Annotated in this window: 16 protein-coding genes and 3 pseudogenes; 5 read left to right on the top strand and 14 right to left on the bottom strand. The window is 72.1% G+C overall.

Annotated features, from left to right (window positions below):
* Nucleotides 1–136: 136 nt before the first annotated feature.
* On the top strand, nucleotides 137–1,642 hold the full coding sequence (locus BN1555_RS02175) for a DUF6056 family protein (RefSeq protein ID WP_093797353.1): 1,506 nt from the start codon (nucleotides 137–139) through the stop codon (nucleotides 1,640–1,642).
* Here the strand turns inward: BN1555_RS02175 and BN1555_RS41505 are convergent.
* The 8 genes from BN1555_RS41505 to BN1555_RS38775 form a co-directional block, all read right to left on the bottom strand.
* The gene (locus BN1555_RS41505) at nucleotides 1,617–2,072 is read right to left on the bottom strand and encodes a GtrA family protein (RefSeq protein WP_093797351.1); all 456 of its coding nucleotides are present in this window, start codon (nucleotides 2,070–2,072) and stop codon (nucleotides 1,617–1,619) included. The genes BN1555_RS02175 and BN1555_RS41505 overlap by 26 nt on opposite strands.
* On the bottom strand, nucleotides 2,069–3,052 hold the full coding sequence (locus BN1555_RS02165; protein WP_093797349.1) for a glycosyltransferase family 2 protein: 984 nt from the start codon (nucleotides 3,050–3,052) through the stop codon (nucleotides 2,069–2,071). The genes BN1555_RS41505 and BN1555_RS02165 overlap by 4 nt, the downstream gene beginning before the upstream one ends.
* A 233-nt stretch (nucleotides 3,053–3,285) precedes the next feature.
* Nucleotides 3,286–3,534: a hypothetical protein gene (locus tag BN1555_RS02160; RefSeq protein ID WP_093797347.1), complete on the bottom strand. Its 249-nt coding sequence runs from the start codon at nucleotides 3,532–3,534 to the stop codon at nucleotides 3,286–3,288.
* Nucleotides 3,535–3,561: 27 nt separating this feature from the next.
* Nucleotides 3,562–3,828 carry a hypothetical protein gene (locus tag BN1555_RS02155; protein WP_255305835.1) on the bottom strand — a complete coding sequence of 89 codons (267 nt, stop codon included), beginning with the start codon at nucleotides 3,826–3,828 and terminating at the stop codon, nucleotides 3,562–3,564.
* Nucleotides 3,829–4,525: 697 nt separating this feature from the next.
* Nucleotides 4,526–5,575, bottom strand: coding sequence for a hypothetical protein (locus BN1555_RS02150; RefSeq protein WP_255305834.1), 1,050 nt, complete (start codon nucleotides 5,573–5,575; stop codon nucleotides 4,526–4,528).
* A gap of 250 nt (nucleotides 5,576–5,825) precedes the next feature.
* A complete protein-coding gene (locus BN1555_RS40010; RefSeq protein WP_255305833.1) occupies nucleotides 5,826–7,121 on the bottom strand; it encodes a glycosyltransferase family 2 protein in 1,296 nt (431 codons plus the stop codon).
* Nucleotides 7,112–7,567, bottom strand: coding sequence for a glycosyltransferase family A protein (locus BN1555_RS40005; protein ID WP_255305832.1), 456 nt, complete (start codon nucleotides 7,565–7,567; stop codon nucleotides 7,112–7,114). Before BN1555_RS40005 ends, BN1555_RS40010 begins: the two co-directional genes overlap by 10 nt.
* Before the next feature lie 62 nt (nucleotides 7,568–7,629).
* Nucleotides 7,630–7,800 carry a hypothetical protein gene (locus BN1555_RS38775; RefSeq protein WP_176709920.1) on the bottom strand — a complete coding sequence of 57 codons (171 nt, stop codon included), beginning with the start codon at nucleotides 7,798–7,800 and terminating at the stop codon, nucleotides 7,630–7,632.
* Nucleotides 7,801–8,356: 556 nt separating this feature from the next.
* Between BN1555_RS38775 and BN1555_RS02140 the strand changes: the two are divergent.
* Nucleotides 8,357–8,509, top strand: a pseudogene (locus tag BN1555_RS02140) (taurine dioxygenase); the annotation flags it as partial.
* A gap of 123 nt (nucleotides 8,510–8,632) precedes the next feature.
* On the opposite strand, the gene BN1555_RS02135 reads toward BN1555_RS02140, so the two are convergent.
* The 5 genes and pseudogenes from BN1555_RS02135 to BN1555_RS02115 all read right to left on the bottom strand — a co-directional run bounded on the left by BN1555_RS02135 (nucleotide 8,633) and on the right by BN1555_RS02115 (nucleotide 13,326).
* Nucleotides 8,633–8,833 (bottom strand): antitoxin, encoded by a 201-nt coding sequence (locus tag BN1555_RS02135; RefSeq protein WP_093797343.1) that lies wholly within the window; start codon nucleotides 8,831–8,833, stop codon nucleotides 8,633–8,635.
* A 3-nt stretch (nucleotides 8,834–8,836) separates the two neighbouring features.
* Nucleotides 8,837–10,378, bottom strand: a complete 1,542-nt coding sequence (locus tag BN1555_RS02130; protein WP_093797341.1) for an FGGY-family carbohydrate kinase — start codon at nucleotides 10,376–10,378, stop codon at nucleotides 8,837–8,839.
* Between the two features lie 52 nt (nucleotides 10,379–10,430).
* On the bottom strand, nucleotides 10,431–11,801 hold the full coding sequence (locus tag BN1555_RS02125; RefSeq protein WP_093797339.1) for an MFS transporter: 1,371 nt from the start codon (nucleotides 11,799–11,801) through the stop codon (nucleotides 10,431–10,433).
* A gap of 111 nt (nucleotides 11,802–11,912) precedes the next feature.
* Entirely contained in the window at nucleotides 11,913–12,686 is a 774-nt protein-coding gene (locus tag BN1555_RS02120) for a DeoR/GlpR family DNA-binding transcription regulator (RefSeq protein ID WP_093797337.1), read from the bottom strand.
* Nucleotides 12,683–13,326 (bottom strand): annotated as a pseudogene (locus BN1555_RS02115) (histidine phosphatase family protein). Before BN1555_RS02115 ends, BN1555_RS02120 begins: the two are co-directional and overlap by 4 nt.
* Nucleotides 13,327–13,487: 161 nt before the next feature.
* On the opposite strand from BN1555_RS02115, the gene BN1555_RS02110 reads away from it, so the two are divergent.
* Nucleotides 13,488–14,531 carry a 2-hydroxyacid dehydrogenase gene (locus tag BN1555_RS02110; RefSeq protein ID WP_093797335.1) on the top strand — a complete coding sequence of 348 codons (1,044 nt, stop codon included), beginning with the start codon at nucleotides 13,488–13,490 and terminating at the stop codon, nucleotides 14,529–14,531.
* Nucleotides 14,528–16,016: pseudogene (locus BN1555_RS02105) on the top strand (FGGY family carbohydrate kinase). Before BN1555_RS02110 ends, BN1555_RS02105 begins: the two are co-directional and overlap by 4 nt.
* Nucleotides 16,017–16,272: 256 nt before the next feature.
* On the opposite strand, the gene BN1555_RS02100 reads toward BN1555_RS02105, so the two are convergent.
* The gene (locus BN1555_RS02100; RefSeq protein WP_093797333.1) at nucleotides 16,273–16,767 is read right to left on the bottom strand and encodes an NUDIX hydrolase; all 495 of its coding nucleotides are present in this window, start codon (nucleotides 16,765–16,767) and stop codon (nucleotides 16,273–16,275) included.
* A gap of 138 nt (nucleotides 16,768–16,905) precedes the next feature.
* Here BN1555_RS02100 and BN1555_RS02095 point away from each other — a divergent pair, with 138 nt between their 5' ends.
* The gene (locus BN1555_RS02095; RefSeq protein ID WP_093797331.1) at nucleotides 16,906–17,661 is read left to right on the top strand and encodes a ZIP family metal transporter; all 756 of its coding nucleotides are present in this window, start codon (nucleotides 16,906–16,908) and stop codon (nucleotides 17,659–17,661) included.
* Nucleotides 17,662–17,669 lie beyond the last annotated feature (8 nt).

Genomic DNA, 17,669 nt, shown 5'->3' with positions numbered 1-17,669 from the left:
ACCGCCCCGATTGCTCCATTGGACGGCAAACGGACGCGCGGCGGCGTGGTCCTGTGCGCGGATGAACAGCGGCCGGTCACGATGCCGTGCGGTGGAGGACTTCACCTCCAGGTCCAGGCGGAGGGCAGGAGAACTTGTGACGGCTGCACCGGGTGTCGCCACCCCGCGCGAACCGGTACCGGGCGGAGGCGGTCCGGAGCGGGGGAGGGGCCGGAGCCTCCTCCGGCTGTCGACGGCCACATGGGTGGCGGGGCTTTCCCTGCTGCCGCTCGGGCTGCTCACGGCGGCCTCGTGGTTGGGCCGTTACGTCCGTCCCAGCGCCGACGAGTGGTGCTTCCTGCCCAAAGTGCGCGACCTCGGTGTCTGGGGGATGGTCGAGAAGTTCTACCTCACCGACAACGGCCGGATCGGCAACGGCCTGCTCGTCGGGGCGTACGCGAAGTTCCCGGTCGCCGGCCACCAGTGGTTCGGCCTGATCAGCGGCGTCCTCATGCTGACCCTGCTGTGGGCCCTGACGGTCCAGGTGTTGCGCAGGGCCGACCAGACGGTTCCCCGCGGCGTGCCCCTGTTCGTGGCGGCCATGGTCACGGCGGTCTTCCTCTTCGCCACCCCCAATACGTACAAGACGTTCTACTGGCCCGCCGCCTCCGTTTCGCACACCATCGCCCCCGTGCTGGCCTGCGCGGCGGCCATCCCGCTGCTGCGGGCGCGCAGCCGCCGGGGCAGGATCGCCGCCCTGGTCGTCGTGCTGCTGGCCGGGGTCTTCATGGGCACGCTCTCCGAAGAGACGTCGGTGGTCTGCCTGGTGGTGCTCTCGGGCGTCGTGCTGCTCGGCCGATGGATCTTCACCGAGCGGGCCAGGGCCGCCGCCCGCTACTGGGCCCTGGCCGGCATGGCCGGAACCGTCATCGGCACGATCGTGCTGACGGTGTCCCCGGGAGGGCGCCGACGGCGCGAGCGGTTCGGTCTGGAGAGTGCCTCCATGCTCGCCCCGGAGTCGCTGATCGCGTCGCTGCGCGGGTACGTACACATCCTGGAGACCGTCTTCACGACCTGGCAGTACGTCGGAGCGCTTGCGGCCGGAGTGCTGCTGGGTCTGTTGGCGCGCGGCCGCCGGGGGCCTTCACCGGTCCTGCTGCCGTGCAGGCCGCTCCTGTGGACGTTCTTCGGAGCGCTCGTCCTTCTTGTCTCGGGCTACCTCTGCACCGTCATCACCTACCCCGTCTTCGGCGCACGCGTGATGACCGCCCAACGGACCTGGAACGACTACCTCCTGCTGTACGTCCTGCTCCTCGTGGGCGCCGGAGCCTTCCTGGGACGTGCCCTGCGCATGCGGACGCGGCGCACGCGCGCGGCGGCGGCCGTCGCCGCGGTGGTGTGCGCCGCGTCCGTCCTGGGGCTGGCCGCCCCGCTCCACCACCTGGGCCACGACATGCGCGTACGGGCGCAGAAGTGGGACCGCCAGGACCAGTACCTGCGCGCCGGGGCGGCGAAGGGCGCGAAGGTGCTGCCGTACACGCCGCTGTCCGTCGGCGGGATGCTGGAGCCGTTCGGCGGTCAGGGACGCAACGTCTGGCCGGCCGGGTGCGTCGCCGACTACTACCACCTGGACCGGGTCACTTACTCGAATCGGCTTCCCTGACCTTCGGCCCCGGCGGCTCCCGCCGCGCCTGCGGCCCGGAGGACCGGGTGGCGGCAGCGCCGGAGGTGATGGCCCAGCGGGCGAGCAGGAACGACAGCGGGGTGACGAGGACACCGGCGGCGACGGCCGAGATGTTCTCGTCCATGCCCAGCTTGCTCACGGCGACGTACAGCAGGATTCCGCTGCCCACGACATTGGCCACACCCGACAGGGGATAACGGACGAAGGCACGCCAGGTCGGTCTCGTACGAAGGGTGACGTACGAGTTGAGCAAGAACGATCCGACGATGCTCACCGCGTAGCCCACACCATGGGCGACCAGGTAGGGCAGCCAGATGTTCAGCGAGGCGTACACGGCGTAGTAGACGGCCGTGTTGACGAGGCCGATCGCGGCGAAGGAGGCGAACTGACGCAGCGCCGGAGCGGTCATGTCTCCAGCCGCGTCCGTCCCGCGGGCTCCAGTGAGAGGCCGGAGGGAAGCGCTGCGGAGGACTCGTCCGTTTCACGGACCACGTAGTGCGGTCGGTGCTTCGTCTCGTCGTAGATGCGCCCCACGTACTCCCCGATGACGCCGAGAGTGGCCAGCTGGACTCCGCTGAGTGCGACGACCGCGGTGATCAGCGTCGCGTAACCGGGCGTTTCGACACCGTCCAGTACGGCGTTCGCGATGATCCACAGCGCGTAGACGAGCGCGGACAGAAAGAGCCAGAGCCCGGTGTGGATCGCCAGACGCAGCGGACGGCTGTTGAAGGAGAGCAGCCCGTCGATGCCGTAGTTCAACAGATGCCGGCCGCTCCACTTGGACTGCCCGGCGGCCCGCTGGACGTTCTCGTACGTGAAGCTGACCGTGTCGAAACCGATCCAGGAGAAGAGCCCCTTGGAGAAGCGATTGCTTTCGGGGAGCGACAGGAGGGAATCGACCGCACGGCGCGACAGGAGCCTGAAGTCGCCCGCCCCGTTCACGATCTCGACGTTCATGCAGCGCCGTACGAGGCGGTAGTAGGCGCGGCAGAGCGCGGTCCGCAGGGCCCCTTCGTGCGTACGGTCGCGCTGGGCGATGACCTGGTCGTAGCCGTGCTGGTGGAGTTCCAGCATGCGGGGGACGAACTCGGGAGGGTGCTGGAGATCGGCGTCCATGAGGACGACCGCGGCGCCCCGGGACATGCGCATACCGGCGAGCATGGCGGATTCCTTGCCGAAGTTCCGGCTGAAGGAGGTGTAACGCACCCGGGAATCCGCTCCCGCGAGCTCTCTCAGCAGCACCGTGGTCCGGTCCGTGCTGCCGTCGTCGACGTAGCAGATCTCGAAGGTCGCTCCGACCGGTTCGAGAGCGGTGACCAGGGTCTCGTGAAAGACCTCGAGCACCTCGCTCTCGTTGAAGCACGGCACGACGATCGAAACTTGGACCATTGTCATTCCACTCCATGCACTGTGAACCGGTTTCACACGTCCCGGTGCCTGCGCTGTCGTCTCCAGTGGAACGCGGTGGCGGGCCGACGGCCGTCTCAGGTACGCCACGCGGGTGACGAGGGACGCGAGGGAGTGCGGAGCGGCCGCGTGCACACCGGAACGAGCCGCACGGGAACGGCAGGACGGGAGGGGGACAGGAGGGAAAGCAGGAGCGGAGGACGGGCGGGAGCCGCTCAGCCCCCGAGTTCCGTGACGGTCGCGTCCAGCGTGCTCGCCAGCGCGGCGATGTCCTGGTCGGACGGCGTACGGGAACCGATGCGCCGGGCGAGATCGCCGGCCGATGCCACCTCCAGGGCGCCCCGGTAGCGGTCGGTGCCCAGTTCGGCCGCGGGGACCACCTGTGCCCGGCCCTGGAGAACGACCAGTGTCGGGTCGTCCGCACGCGGGCGCAGGAGATCCCGGACGTGTTCCTCAGTGATCACAAAGACCGCCTTTCCGGTTTTCCGAGGTCACCTGGGGCGCTTGCGGTCGGCGGGGGTGTCGGTGGCGCTGCCCTCCGCGGAGCGCTGCACGCCCTCCTCACCGGACGATTCCACGCCCTCGAGGGGTTCGCCGTCGGCTGTTCCGCCCTTCGCGGGATAGCCCTCGTGCGCGCTCGCCGTTCCGGGTACGATCCGCTCCTGCGCCTGGCGCTCCGCACCGGAGTGGGCGCCCGGCCCCAGGTCCCTGCGTGGCTGGTCCTCACGGTCCGGATTCCGGGATTCCTTCTCGCTCATCGCGTACACCTCACTTCTCGGTGTCGACGGCCGGTTCTGTTCTGTGGGGCCGCCGGTGGTTAGGGGTACCCCCGTGGTGGACGCGATAACGCCGCACGGGTGCCGGTGAAGGCCGGTCCGGACCGGGGTGGGCCCGGGTGCGCCGACTTCGGCGGCGAACGAGGCGGCTGTGGCGAGCGTCCCGCCGGCGGTCGGTGCGGCCGCGGGCGCCGACCGCACTGCCGACGGCGTACTCGTAGAGGTGCTCACCGAGGTGGACGACCGGGTCCAGATCCTCACCGGCCGGGTGCTTGTGCGCCGTGCGGTAGCCGTGGCGCTCCCGCTCCTGGCGATCCCCAGCTGCCGGGCAGCGGGTCCCCGGAGACGACGCCCGGTAGGAACGGATTCTCCGTGACCTTTCCGGCGTCCAGCCCGGCGACGTTCACCGCGCCCGGACCGGCAGATCAGTGGCGGAGGCAAGTGCGACGGCGGCAGCGGTGGGGGTGAGGAAACGGCGGAGGGTGTGCCGGACGGCGGTGCGCAGCCCGGGCTGACGGCTCTTCACAGCTGATGACTCTTCATGGGAGGGGCGTCATGTGCTCGTTCTGCGGTTTTCTTGACCACCGCATCCGAGCGGTGCGGTCACCCGTACCCGCCGGCCGCGGTCCTCCGCGGCCGGCGGGTACGGTCCGGCCGGTGGTCCGGCCGGGCCCGTCCGTCAGGTGCTGTTGGTCGCGTCGGGCTTCCTCTGGCGGCGCAGCAGAGCCGAAGAGGAGATGACCGCGCCGAACGCGGCGAAGGACACCGCCGCGGCGTCCGCCCATGCGAAGGACTCGCCCAGACTGCTCTCCAGCAGGTCCATGGTCCCGATGTTCGCCAGCACGTGCAGGGCGACGATGCCGATCGCGGTCGCGGCGCTTGCCGCCCAGACGCGCGCCGTGTCCCGGACGGCCAGCCACATGCCGAGCACCAGGCAGAACACGGTGACGGCGACGGACAGCGCGTCCGCGTATCCGCCGGAGCGCAGATGGGCGAAGTCCGTCGGCAGGTGGATGAGGCCGCAGGCGAACAGCGCGAGGGCCGCAGACCACCGCAGTACGGAACGGAGGACCGACGAGGTGTCGTCGTGCTGTTGTCCGGTGGTGAGCACGTCGCCGACGACCGGGACGGCGCTCTGAGGAGCGTTCGTGGGCCACCCCGGACTGCTGTCCGGTCGTTCGACGGGCGGCGCGGCGGTCTGGTCGCCGGTGGTGCGGCCGTCCGGTGTCCTCTCGCCGCCGGGAGCGGTCCGGTTCTCGTGGACGGTGGCCGCACCGGCCGGGTGCCGGTGGTCGCCGTCGTCGGCGCCGAGGATGCTCACCAGCTGCGCCACGTCCTCGATCGGCCTGCCGACGGCCGCGGCGCGCAGCGTTGTGCCGGCCTCGTCGACCTCGTGCGGATGCTCGTTCAACAGGGCGACCAGCTGCCGGACTTCGTCCAGGGGGCGGGCCACGGCGGCTGCGCGCAGCGCCTCGTCCCCGGGGCTGGGAACCGCTCCGGTCTGATGGAGCAGACTCACCAGCGCGGCGACCTCGTCCAGCGGCCGGTGTGTGGCTGCCGTCCAGAGCAGGGTGCGTATGGGCTCGTCGCCCGCCTCCTGGGCCGATTCCGGTGTTCCGGCCTCCGCGGCGGCCGCGTAGGCGGAGGCCATGTACGCGGCGACTGCGTCGGGCGGCTTCGAGCGGTCGTCGTCGTCCGCGGTAGAGGGAATTGTCGGGTCGGTTGTCATGGCGCGGCTCCGTTCGCCGAACTTCCGGTGGCACACACCGTTCCGGTTGTCGTGCGCCATCAGGGCGCACGCTTCGCTCCATCCAATAGGCATTTCGGGCTATTGCGCCATTCGGGAAGGGCCGAAGAGGGGTTCCGGGCCCGGATCCGGAACTGCCGGCCCACCGGTGGCCGCCGGAACCGTCACGTGACGGAAGCGCCCCGGTCCGCCGTGTCGCCCCTGGGCAGGAGCAGCATGCCCCAGGTGCCCGTCACCGTGCCGACCCCCTCCGGGGCCGGCCGCAGTCCGGTGCGTACGCGGTCGCCGTGCACCGGGATTCCGAGAGCAACGCCGACCAGCGCCTCGCCCGGCGTGAGGGAGGGCTGGAAGGCCGGCAGGGGGCCGGAACGGTGAGCGTGGCCGCAGTGCCACCACGCGGAAGGGGCCCGGCCACCGCCGCTGGTCCAGCGGGTGGTCCAGCGGGCCGGGCGGGGCCGGTCCATGACCTGGTGCGTCGTCTCACCCGTGTGGCCGAGAGGCGGGCGCGGCCGCCGCTACCTGCGGTGCAGTGCGATCCGCGACGTCTGCTCGTTCTCCGGGGCGAGGAGCTGCGCGAGGGGCGCGCTGCGGGCGTGGCGTCCGGCGGGCACCGCAGGCCCCACGACGGGGCCGGGGCCGGCGGCACGGGGGCGGCGGCACCCGCTCCGCCGAGGGAGACCTCGGCGCCGTTCTGCCGCGTGCCCCAGCCGGTGCGGCACACGTGGCGATGCCGTACCAGCGCATCCAGCGCAGCGCCGTCCAAGCCAGCACGATCGCCGCGGGCATCATCAGCCATGTATGTCAGCGCGCGCGAGCGGATGCGCTCGTCGCTGCGGATCACGCCCAGGTAGCGCAGCCCCTGGGCCCAGCCGATGATGAACGGCACCCACAGCATCGTGGCCGGCGGCAGGTTGTCGAAAGCGACCGGCTCGACGACCAGCAGCCAGACGGTCACCATCTGCGTGAGGAACATCTGGAACCAGCGCAGCAGATGGAGCCAGAACGCGGGACGGGCCATCGACAGGTAGCGCATACGCCACACCGACCGGATGGTGGAGCCCCGCATCCACCGCAAATACATGCGGGAGAAATGACTCCACTTCTCGGGCATGGCGGTGAACACGATCGCCGACGGCTGTTGCACCGTCAGCCCGCGTTCCTGCGCGTACAGCGTCATCAGGGAATCGTCGGAGAACATCACGGGACGGCCCATGAACGTCTCGTTCAGGTAGCTGTCGAGGTTGTCGCGGATCACCGGTGCCCGGCAGGCGGCCAACGGACCGGAGTTGACCATGACGGCGCCGGCAGCGGACTGGCCCGAGCGGTCGACCAGCTGGCTGGTCACGAACCACAGGTCGGTGACGCGGGTGAGCAGGTTCGCCCGGTTGTTGGTGGCGATCACGATCCCGGCGACGGACTGGACACGGGGCCGGGAGAACGGGATCAGCACTTCCTCGACGGCGTTCGGCGCGAGGCACGAGTCGGAGTCGACGGTGATGCAGCCGTCCGCCTCGGGGCTCACCCGCACGCCGTGCGCCTGCGCGTGGCGTTTCCCGGCGTTGGGAACCCGCTGCCAGGTGTGAAGGCGACGCCGGCCTCGGGCGCTGCCCGGTTCCACCAGGCGCGGACCTCCGCGTAGTCCGGGGAGGTACTGCCGTCGTCGACGATGTGCACGGAGTCGGGCCTGCGGGTCTGGGTGAGGAAGGACTCCAGACCGAGCTTGAGGCAGCCGGGGTCCTCGTTGTGGACGGGCATGAGGATCGCGACGTGCAGGCCCGAGAGCTGCCGTGCGCCGCGGGCGGAGAGCCGGCGGGGGTGTTCCAGGTGGTACATGAGCGTCTGCACCATGAACACGACGAACAGAGCGGTCCACACGAGCGACAGGCGGCCGGTGGTGGTGGAGTCGTACGCGGACGCGACGAGCGTGTGGTGCGCGGTCCAGACGGCGGCCACGGCCAGCACGATGATGGCCATGAAAATGGTGCCCGACCGGTGCTGGCGGGCAGCCAGCACCGGCGTTCTGCGGCGGCGGCCGGTCACCTCTCGCCCATACCGCGCCCGGGCCGGAACTTCAGGCGGAGCAGGACCACGCCCGTGATGACGAGTACGGCCGCGGCGAGAACCATCCAGCCGCCTATGTAGTAGGCGGTGCCGCCGATGACGACCGTGCCGATGCCGGTCTGGGCAAGCTGCCCGCTGTCGGACATGAAGTACCCGATGGAGTGACGGTTGTTGAGGCTGTGAATGCACCAGGTTGACGGGCCGGACGGTGTGCGAGTTGTACGACCAGCCGCATGTTGCGCTTCACGTGTGACGCACGGTGATGCGTTGGGCGTAGATCGTCTACGCCGTACCCTCAGGACGAGACCGCTCGTGCACGAGCCGGACTCCTCGCGCGCGCCGAGGACTTGGCATGCCGTGAATCACCTGCCGGACAGCGGTCGCTCGGCCGGGCTACGGTGCCCGGCGTGGGAACGTACTCGAACCGCCGTACCGGGGAGCTCCGCCACAGCGGTCCCCGCGGTGAGTGCGCGCCCCGCGGCCAGAGCTTTCCGCGCCGCCGCGGCCGGGTGGGGTCCCCGCCGGTCCGTTTCTGTCGCTGAGCGCCGTTGCCCCGTCTGACGCCGGCCCGCTTCGCGCCTGTCCGCCTCTCCGTCGTCGTCTTTCTTCGCGTTCTTCGTGCTCTTCACCCCGCCCGTTGTGCCTGCCGTCGTTGCCGGCGGCGGTCCGCACTCCTGTCGGCCCGGCTTCCAGAGGAGACCCATGACCATCACCTCCGCGACAGCCACGACAGCCGCAGCATCCGGCCCCGCCCCCTCCGTACTGCGCGAGCACCGCATCCCCGCCCACGGCATGTACGAAGGCCCCCGTGACTTGCGGCGGGTGCCGGAAGGATGGGCGGACCGTTCGTACGAGAACGACTACGGTCCGCACCGCCGGGTCGCCGAGCGTGTCGCGATCGCGGGCGACCGGCCGTTCTGACCGCGGACCGGCGGGCGGGACGGCAGCGCTGCCGCCCCGCCTGACACCCTCGCGCACTCAGGGCTGGGGCGGCCGGTCCTGGCCGCGGCCCGGGTCTCCGCCGAACTCGTCCCTGAGCTTTTTCTGGGCGGTGTCGACGTGGCCGCTGTACTTGCCCTGGGTCCTGTCGTCGACGGCGTCGCCCGCCTTGTCGATGCCCTTTCCTGTCTGGGCCTCGTGGCCCTTCAGCTTCTGCTTGAGCTTGTCCATCATCGACATGGGTCAGCCTCCTCGCTGTGTGACCCCCACCCCTCCAGGGTCTCCGTGCCCCGCGTGGTCCGCATCTGCGTGGTCCCGGCGCGGGGGCAGCCAGCCCCGTGCGCGCAGTTGCGCGACGAATCCCTCGTACGACTCGTCCAGCGCCGCCCGCTCCCGCTCCACCGGATCGACCGGCCGCCCCGCCGCCGTCATCGCCGCCGCGCTCGCGGAGAGGTCCGGGTGGAGGGTGCCGGCGGCGGCGAGCAGGGCCGCCCCGAACGCGGTTTCGGCCCGTTCGGCGACGCGCAGCGGTCTGCCCAGGACCGTGGCGCGGATCCGGGTCCACAGGTCGCTGCGGCTGCCGCCGCCCGCCGCGTGCAGGGGGCCCCGCACCTCGACGCCCAGCGCCTGGACGTGTTCCAGGGCGAGGCGCTCCAGGAAGGCCACGCCCTCCAGTGCCGCCCGGTGCCGGTCCGCCTCGTCCTGCGGCGTACCGGTGCGAAAACCGCGCGCCTCGCCGCAGACGAACGGGAACCGCTCGCCCTCACGGCGCAGCGGGTACTCCAGGTACGAAGCCGGACCACGGGCGTCCGCCGCCGCGTCCAGGCCGGGCAGGCGGGCCGGGTCCACCGCGGCGAGAGCCTCGCCACCGGTGTTCGAGGCGCCGCCCGGCAGCCACCAGCCGTCGGGGTGGCGGTGGCTGTAGAGGGCGCCCGACGGGTCGGTGACCAGTTCCCGGGTGACGCCCTTGAGGACGTACGTCGTCCCCAGTACGCCCACGAACTGTCCCGGCTCCACGGCGCCCGTGGCGATCTGGCCCGCGCACCCGTCCGTCATGCCCAGGCGGACCCGGCAGCCGACGGGCAGACCGGTCTCGGCCGCCGCCCGCGCCGAGACCGTGCCGGCCTCCGTGCCGGGGGCCCGGACGGCGGGCAGGAGGCCGGAGGGGACGTCGAAGGCGTCGAACACCTCGGTGGCCCACTCGCCCGCGCGCGGGTCGTAGCCGGTCTTGAGCGCGTGACTCCAGTCGGTGGCCACCGGGTGCCCGGTCAGCCGGTGGCCGAGCAGGTCCGGGGTGTGCAGGAGGAGCCGGCCGGGGCGGGAGCGGTTCGCGTACCAGACGAGCTTTCCGAGCGCGGCCGTCGGGCCGACGGTCAGGCCCAGGGCCCGCCACCGCGGCGCGCCCAGCCCCTGCGCCTTGGCGTTGAGGCCGGCGGCCCGCCGGTCGTCGTACATCAGGGCCGGGCCCACGGGCTCCCCGTCCGCGTCCGCCAGGACCAGCGTCCCGGAGGTGGCGGACACGGCGACCGCCAGGACCTCCCGGCCGCCGCCGGGCAGCGCGGCCGTGGCCTGCCGCAGGGCGGCGGCGGTCGCGGGCCACCAGGCGCGGGCGTCCTGCTCGCTGTGGCCGCCCGCACCGCGTACCGGCTGGGGCAGCGGAGCCCGCCCCTCGGCGAGGACCCGCCCCCGGGCGTCGGCACACACCACTCTCACCGCGGCGGTGGCCACATCGATGCCGGCCACGACGGGGGCGGGGGAGCGGGGTGCGTCGGCGGTGCTGCTCATGGGCGGGCCGGTCCTTTCGGGTACGGGTGCATGGGCGTACGCGGATGCGGGGTCAGGTGGTGGCGCGGGCGGCGACCGGTTCGGCGGCGGCCTCCTGGAGTGACTTGCCCTGCACGATGGCCTCCTCCGACGCCCTCGGCAGCTTCAGGAAGAGCGTCAACACGGCGGCGACGACGTACAGGCCGGCGAAGATCAGCACGACGCCGTCCCGGCCCAGCGGGCCGAGGAACAGCGAGACGATCGCGGGCCCCACGAAGGCCGCGCCACCCGCGCCGAGGTTGAGGAGTGCCATCGCGCCGCCCTTGTTCTCGGGGGCCAGGGACGGCATCAGCGCGGAGATCGGTACGAACCCGGCGAGCGTGGCGCCGTACACCATGCCGACACCGACCGCGACCCAGTAGTTGTCGGTCAGCATCTTGGGCACGAAGTACAGGGCGAGGACGCTCAGCGCGCAGCCGACCGCGCCGAACCAGCCGATGGTGGTGCGCCAGCCGATCCGGTCGCTGACCACTCCGAAGAGCAGGTTGAAGAAGATGTTGGTGGCGAACATGATCGACAGCAGGCGCAGCCAGTCGCCGTCGGTGAAGCCCATCTCGTCGGTGAAGAACGCCGGGAGGATCACCCAGAGGCCGAACTGCGGGGCGGTGTTGATGACGCGCACGACGCAGCCGACGGCGACCTTCGGGTTGGTCCAGGCGATGGACAGGCTGCGGGCCAGCGACTGGACCGGCTTCACCCCGGGCGGCGCGAGCCGGGAGTACCCGGTCCTTTCGCGTACGCCGAGGAGGCAGAAGGCGCCGCCGATAGCGATCAGGGCGAGCGCGACCCACAGCGTGCCGAACTTCCCGAAGAGCGGGTTGGTGACGGACGCGGTGAGCGAGCCGAGTGTGGGCAGTCCGCCGGTGAAGGCGAAGTAGAACCAGCCGACGGCCGCGCCGAGCCGGGCCACCGGGGCGGTGGCCGTGACCCACACGAGGAACGAGAACGCGAAGAGCGGATAGCCGAAGCCGCGCAGCCCGTAGAAGACCAGCATCAGCGCGTAGTTGTCCTGGGCGGCGCCGAGGGCGAGGAAGAGGATGTCGAAGACGATCCAGATGGCGAGTCCCAGCTGCATCACCCGCCGCGGGCCCCATAGTTCGGACAGGGCGCCCGACAGCCAGGAGGCGAGCATGACCGTGACGCCGTACGCCGTGATCACATAACTCGCCCGGACCTCGCTGTCGGCGCCGTTGCCCTGGATGAACGGTGCGATGAAGCCGGATTCGACCCCGTCGCCGATCATGAAGATCAGGACACCGACGAAGCCGAAGAGGAGAGGCCGGGGGATGCCGATGCGGTCCCAGACCGTCTCCGTGCGCCGTACGGCGGGCGGGGTGCGTCCAGTGGGCGGGGTGCGTCCGGCGGATGCGGCGGTGCTGCTCATTGCTCGTGCCTCCACAGTGAGGTGCCGATGGGCCCGCGGACGTACAGCCGCGACGGGAATGCATCATGACCTCTGTGAAATTAACACGCAATACTTTAAGAAGCCTTGTCGTCAGCCGGTGGGCGCGACTCGGACGTCCGTACGTTCCCTCAGTGCGGCCAGCAGGTCCCCGTCCACCCCGTCGTCCACCACCAGGTGGTGGAAGTCGTCGAGCGGGCCGAGTCGGTGCAGCGCGGTCCTGGCCAGCTTCGTACGGTCCATCAGCAGCACCCTGCGGGTGCCCGAGGCCAGCATCGCCCGCTTGACCAGCACCACGTCCTGCTCCTGGTGGTACGTCATCCGGGCGTCCATCGCCGAGGTGGAGACCAGCACCATGTCCACCGAGAGCGCCTCTATGGCCTCCAGGCAGGGCACGCCCAGGAAGGAGTCGTGGGGGTGCGAGTACTCCCCGCCCAGCGAGATCAGGCGTATGTCCTCCCGGCCGACGAACAGGTCGATGACCCGCCGGGCATTGGTCACCACGGTCAGCGGGGCGTGGTCGACCAGCAGCCGGGCCAGCGCGAGCGCGGTCGTGGAGTCGTCCAGCATCACCGACATGCCCGGCTCGACCAGATCGGCGGCGGTCCTCGCGATGGCCTCCTTCTCGGCCGTGTTGACGCCGAGCCGGTAGTCGAGATTCGACTCGAAGACCGTCGACGGCAGCGCGGAGACCCCGCCCCGGAAGCGGCGCAGCACCCCGCGCCTGGCCAGCTCGTCCAGGTCCCGGTGGACCGTCATCAGGCTCACGCGGGTGAGCTCCGCGAGCTCGGCCCCGCTCGCCGTCCCGTGTTCCAGTACGTGCTCGGTGATGATCTGCCTGCGGGCTTCCGCGCCGGTCGTCGTCATGTGCCCAAGTTTCGCGTACCGCCGGGCAGGGGCGCCCAGGTGGGGACGTTGAGCGACCGCAGGGCGGTGTGGGTGTCCGTCACCTCGATCTCGGTCACGGCCGCGTTGTCCAGTCGGGGGAACACCAGGCGGTAGCGGCCGACCGGGATGGAGAGCATCGTGCACAGCGCCATGCGCAGCAGCGTGTTGTGCGCCACCACCAGGACCGTGCCGCCCGGGTGCTTGCGCGCGAGGCCGCGCAGCGCGACCGAGGCGCGGGCCGCGGCCTCGGACGGCGGCTCCGATCCGGCGAAGGCGCCGAGCTCGGCGTCCTCGAGGAAGCGCCGTACGGCCTCGGGGTCCTCGGCCGCCATCTCCGCGATGGTGCGGCCCTCCCCCAGCCGAAGTCCACTTCGCGCAGCCCCTCGACGACCTCCGGCTCCACGCCGAGAACCTCGGCGGCCGGCCGGGCGGTCAGCCGGGCGCGGCTGACCGGCGAGCAGGCCACGGCGTCGACGCCGCGCCGTTTCGCCCAGTTCCCGAGCCCCTCCGCCTGCCGCAGCCCCTTCTCGGTCAGCGCGACGTCGGAGATGCCGGCGTACCGGTTCTCCGCGTGCCATTCGGTCTCTCCGTGCCGTACGAGCAGCAGTCGGGACGTCATCGGAATCTCTCCCTCGCGAGCGGCCGGCGCGGACCGGGGCCGTGCCGGTGGTGCATTGCTTCTTCAAAGCAATGATGTTAAATCTATCAGCGTCAGTGTTAGTGACGCTGCGGCACTGCTGGAGCCCGGCGCCACCGCGACCCCCGAGAAGGGCCCGCCCCATGCGCATCCTCGCCGCCGGCGATCATTTCGTACGCCCCGACCTCCTGTGCGCCGCCCTGCGCGAGGAGCTCGGATCCGCCCCGGAGATCACCGAACTCACCCTGCCCTGGCCGCACGAACCCTTCGGCCCGGTCGGGGACGTCCAGGAGGCGAGCGGCACGGAGGAACAGATGGCCGAGGCGCTGGACGGCGCCGAGATCTGCGTGACCCAGATGGCGCCCTTCACCGAGAAGGTCTTCACGGCCTGCCCGGACCTGCGCATGGTCGCCGTCTCCCGCGGCGGCCCGGTCAACGTCGACCTCGCCGCCGCCACCCGCCACGGCGTCGCCGTCTCCTTCGCCCCCGGCCGCAACGCCCCCGCCGCCGCCGAGTTCGCCATCGGCCTGATGCTCACCGCCATGCGCCGCATCGCCACCGCCGACGCCGAACTCAAGCGCGGAAAGTGGCGCGGCGACTTCTACGCGTACGACGAGGGGGGCATCGAACTCGACGGCGCCACCGTCGGGCTCGTCGGCTACGGCGCCATCGGCCGCATCGTCGCCCGCGTCCTGCGCGCCTTCGGCTCCCACGTCCTGGTCGCCGACCCCTACACCGACCCGGCGGCCGCCCGCGCGGAGGGCGTGGAACCGGTCGATCTCGACGAACTCCTGCGCCGCAGCGGCGTGGTGAGCCTGCACGCCCGCCTCACCCCCGAGACCCACCACCTCATCGACGCCGCCAAGCTCGGCCTGCTCCCCGAAGGCGCGGTACTGGTCAACTCCGCCCGCGGCGGCCTCCTCGACTACGCCCCACTGCCGGAGCTGCTGAGGAGCGGCCGCCTCGGCGCTCTCGCCCTCGACGTCTACGACATCGAACCGCCGCCCGCCGACTGGCCGTTGCACGACGCCCCGAACGTCGTCACCGCCCCGCACCTGGCCGGCGCCACCCGGCAGACCGCGCACCGCGCCGCCGCCATCACCGCCGCCGAGGCCGGCCGCTTCGTGCGCGGAGAGAACCTCGCCCACCCGGCCAATCCCGAGGTCCAGGAGGCCGCGCGCCCATGAGCGTGATCATCGGTGTCGACATCGGCACGTCCGTCACCAAAGCCGTCGCCTTCGACAGCGAGAACACCCCCCTGGCCTCGGCCGCCCGCCGCAGCAGCGTGGTGCGCCTGTCCGGCGGCCGCGTCGAGCAGGACCTCGACGACGTCGTCCGTACGGTCGCCGAAGTCGTACGGGAAACCGCCGCCGCGCTCGCCGGACCACCCGCCGCGCTCGCCCTCACCGGCCAGGGCGACGGGCTGTGGCTGCGCGACGCGGACGGCCGCGCGGTCCGGCCCGCCATCTCCTGGATGGACGGCCGCGCCTCGGACCTCGTCGCGCGCTGGCTGGAGAACGGCACGGTCCAGGAGGTGTACGGGCGCACCGGCTCCGGCATGTTCCCCGGCTGCCACGCCCCGCTCCTCGCCCACCTCCGGGAACACGAGCCGCAGACCCTCCGCCGCGCGGCCACCGCCGGTTACTGCGTGGACGCCGTCGCCCAGCGCCTCACCGGCCGCGTCAGCGTGGACGCCTCCGACGCGACCCTGCCCTTCCTCGACCCGGTGAGCCGCACGTACGCGCCCAAGGCGCTCGCCGCCTGCGGACTGGAGGACCAGGCGCACCTGCTGCCCGCCCCGCCGAGCCCGGAACCGTCCTGGCCCTGGACGCCCACGGCGCCGGCCTGCTGGGGCTGCCCACCGGGCTGCCGCTCACCGCGGGACCGTACGACCTGCCGGCCTGCGCGATAGGCAGCGGCGTACGCGACGTGGGCGACGGACTGCTGATCGTCGGCACCACCCTCGCCTGCCAGGTCCTCACCGACCGCGTCCGGACGGACGGCTCCGCCGAACCGGCCGGCATGTGGCTGTGCACCCCGGATCCCGGCCGCTGGCTGCGGGCGATGCCCGCGATGGTCGGCACCGCCGCCCTCGAATGGTTCCTCGCCTCACCGGCGCCACCACGGCCGACCTCGACCGACTGCTCGCCGACAGCCCGCCGGGCGCGAAGGGCGTCACCGCGCTGCCGTTCCTCTCCGACGCGGGCGAGCGCGCCCCCTTCGTGGACCCGGCGGCCCGGGGCCGCTTCGACGGGCTCACGCTCGCGCACACCCGCGCCGACGCCGTACGTGCCATGTGCGAGGCCATCGGTTACGCCGCCCGCCACTGCCTGGAGGCCGCCGGTCTCACCGGCACCCTCGCGGCCTGCGGCGGCGGCACCCGCTCCGGCCCGTGGGCGCGGCTCTTCGCCGACATCCTGGGGTGTCCGGTCCGCATCCCGCAGGAGAACGAGGTGGGCGCGCTCGGCGCCGTACGGGTGGCACGCCGCTTCCTCGGCGAAGGCCAGGAGGCGAAGCCGCAGCCGTTTCGCACCGTGGAGCCGCGCCGGGCGTCACGCGCGGTGTACGAGGACGGCTACGCCGCCTACCGCTCCGCGCTCGACGGGGCACGCGCCCAGTGGGGCGAGGCGGTCCCGCACGCGCACCGGCCCGGGACCCGGTCGGCCCGGTGACCGGAACTCCGTCACCGTCGCGCTCCCGGCGGGTGTCCGGCCCCGCCACTTGAGCCTGACGGGCACCGCCGGCACGGGCCGGCCCGCCGTCCGGATCGGCGGGAGGGAGGCGTACGCGCCCTGATGCCCCGACCCGCGGACCCGCGCGGTCGCACCACGCCTTGGACAGGACGGCGGCGCGGGCCTCGCGGACCGGGGCTCCCGCCCGGCGGAGGCCGGTGACCGGGGCCGGTCAGCGCAGTCGGCGCCGGCGCGGTCAACGGCCCGGCGGTGACGGCGGACGGCTGTTCCGCAGGTACTGGGCGAGCCGGTCGAGGAAGACGCGCTGGCCGGTCACGAGCCGGTCGTGGGCGCTCTCGGGTGTGCACCATGCGGCCCGGTCGATCTCGGGGAACTCGCGCCGGACACCGGACCCCCTCGGCCACTCCATGGCGAACGTGCCGAAGACCGCCAGGGCGGGGTCGAGATCCGCCTCGATCGCCCAGACCGTGACGATCTTGCCGCTCGCCTGGCGGGACTCTCCGAGAGGCACCAGTTCACCGTCGGGCACCGGTAGGCCGAGCTCCTCCGTGAACTCCCGGCGAGCGGCCGCCTCGGGCGTCTCGTCCGGTTCGTACTCGCCTTTGGGGATCGACCAGGCCCCGGTGTCACGGCCGCTCCAGAACGGGCCGCCCATGTGGCCGATGAGCACCTCGACCCCCGTTCCCGAGGACCGGAACAGGAGGAGCCCCGCGCTTCGCTTGCCCGACATGCCGTCAAGTCTGCGTGCCGGGGCGGTGCGACGCCAACGGGAGGGGCAACGGGAAAGGCCGGCCCCCGGGCGGGTCCGTTGGTGTGCGCGGCACCGCGGTCGGGCTGTCCAGGTGGACGTGTGGGGTACATGGGGGGCATGGGCGAAGTGGTGCAGGCAGGAATGTGGGGGCTGGTGGCCGGGTCGGCTCTTCTGCTCGGAGCGGTGTTCGGGTACGGGGTGCGGGTCCCGCAGTGGGTGATGGCGTCGGTCATGGCGTTCGGCGCGGGAGTGCTTCTGTCCGCGGTGTCCTTCGAGCTGGTCCAGGAGGCGTACGACCAGGCGGGGCTGGTCCCGGCGGCGCTCGGGACGGTGGGCGGGGCGGTGGCCTATACGGCGGGAAACGTGTGGCTGGCGCGCCGGGGTGCCCGGCACCGCAAGCGGTCCGGGCACCGGCGGTCCCAGCCGTCGGAGTCCCAGCAGGCCGGTTCCGGCCTGGCCCTGGCGCTGGGCGCCCTGCTGGACGGTGTGCCGGAGTCGGCGGTGATCGGCGTCAGCCTGGTCGACGGCGGGGCCGTCAGCGTGGTGACGGTGGCAGCGGTGTTCATCAGCAACGTGCCCGAGGGCCTTTCGAGTTCTGCGGGGATGCGCAAGGCCGGCCGCGGCAAGAAGTACGTCTTCGGCATCTGGGGCGCGATCGCCGCCGCCAGCACGGTCTCCGCGGTGCTCGGCTACGCCGTGGTCGGCGGGCTGCCGACCGGCGTGGTGGCGGCGGTGACGGCAGTGGCGGCCGGCGCGATCCTGGCGATGATCGCCGACACCATGATCCCGGAGGCATTCGAGGACGCCCATCTGGCGATCGGACTGATCACGGTCAGCGGGTTCCTGGTGTCCTTCGCGCTGTCCCACGCATGACGGGATCC

Source organism: Streptomyces sp. Wb2n-11, assembly GCF_001049855.1.
GTDB classification, from domain to species: domain Bacteria; phylum Actinomycetota; class Actinomycetes; order Streptomycetales; family Streptomycetaceae; genus Streptomyces; species Streptomyces altiplanensis.
Note: the sequence above shows the minus strand (reverse complement) of the source record. Positions and strands in the feature narration are given on the sequence as shown.

What these genes read in the sequence shown, in the direction of transcription:
- BN1555_RS02130 (WP_093797341.1), bottom strand. Translation starts at nt 10,378, where the DNA reads ATGAGCAGCACCGCCGACGCACCCCGCTCCCCCGCCCCCGTCGTGGCC.
- BN1555_RS02110 (WP_093797335.1), top strand. Translation starts at nt 13,488, where the DNA reads ATGCGCATCCTCGCCGCCGGCGATCATTTCGTACGCCCCGACCTCCTG.
- BN1555_RS02155 (WP_255305835.1), bottom strand. Translation starts at nt 3,828, where the DNA reads ATGAGCGAGAAGGAATCCCGGAATCCGGACCGTGAGGACCAGCCACGC.
- BN1555_RS41505 (WP_093797351.1), bottom strand. Translation starts at nt 2,072, where the DNA reads ATGACCGCTCCGGCGCTGCGTCAGTTCGCCTCCTTCGCCGCGATCGGC.
- BN1555_RS38775 (WP_176709920.1), bottom strand. Translation starts at nt 7,800, where the DNA reads ATGTCCGACAGCGGGCAGCTTGCCCAGACCGGCATCGGCACGGTCGTC.
- BN1555_RS02125 (WP_093797339.1), bottom strand. Translation starts at nt 11,801, where the DNA reads ATGAGCAGCACCGCCGCATCCGCCGGACGCACCCCGCCCACTGGACGC.
- BN1555_RS02165 (WP_093797349.1), bottom strand. Translation starts at nt 3,052, where the DNA reads ATGGTCCAAGTTTCGATCGTCGTGCCGTGCTTCAACGAGAGCGAGGTG.
- BN1555_RS02100 (WP_093797333.1), bottom strand. Translation starts at nt 16,767, where the DNA reads ATGTCGGGCAAGCGAAGCGCGGGGCTCCTCCTGTTCCGGTCCTCGGGA.
- BN1555_RS02095 (WP_093797331.1), top strand. Translation starts at nt 16,906, where the DNA reads ATGGGCGAAGTGGTGCAGGCAGGAATGTGGGGGCTGGTGGCCGGGTCG.
- BN1555_RS02120 (WP_093797337.1), bottom strand. Translation starts at nt 12,686, where the DNA reads ATGACGACGACCGGCGCGGAAGCCCGCAGGCAGATCATCACCGAGCAC.
- BN1555_RS02135 (WP_093797343.1), bottom strand. Translation starts at nt 8,833, where the DNA reads ATGTCGATGATGGACAAGCTCAAGCAGAAGCTGAAGGGCCACGAGGCC.
- BN1555_RS02150 (WP_255305834.1), bottom strand. Translation starts at nt 5,575, where the DNA reads ATGACAACCGACCCGACAATTCCCTCTACCGCGGACGACGACGACCGC.
- BN1555_RS40005 (WP_255305832.1), bottom strand. Translation starts at nt 7,567, where the DNA reads ATGGCCATCATCGTGCTGGCCGTGGCCGCCGTCTGGACCGCGCACCAC.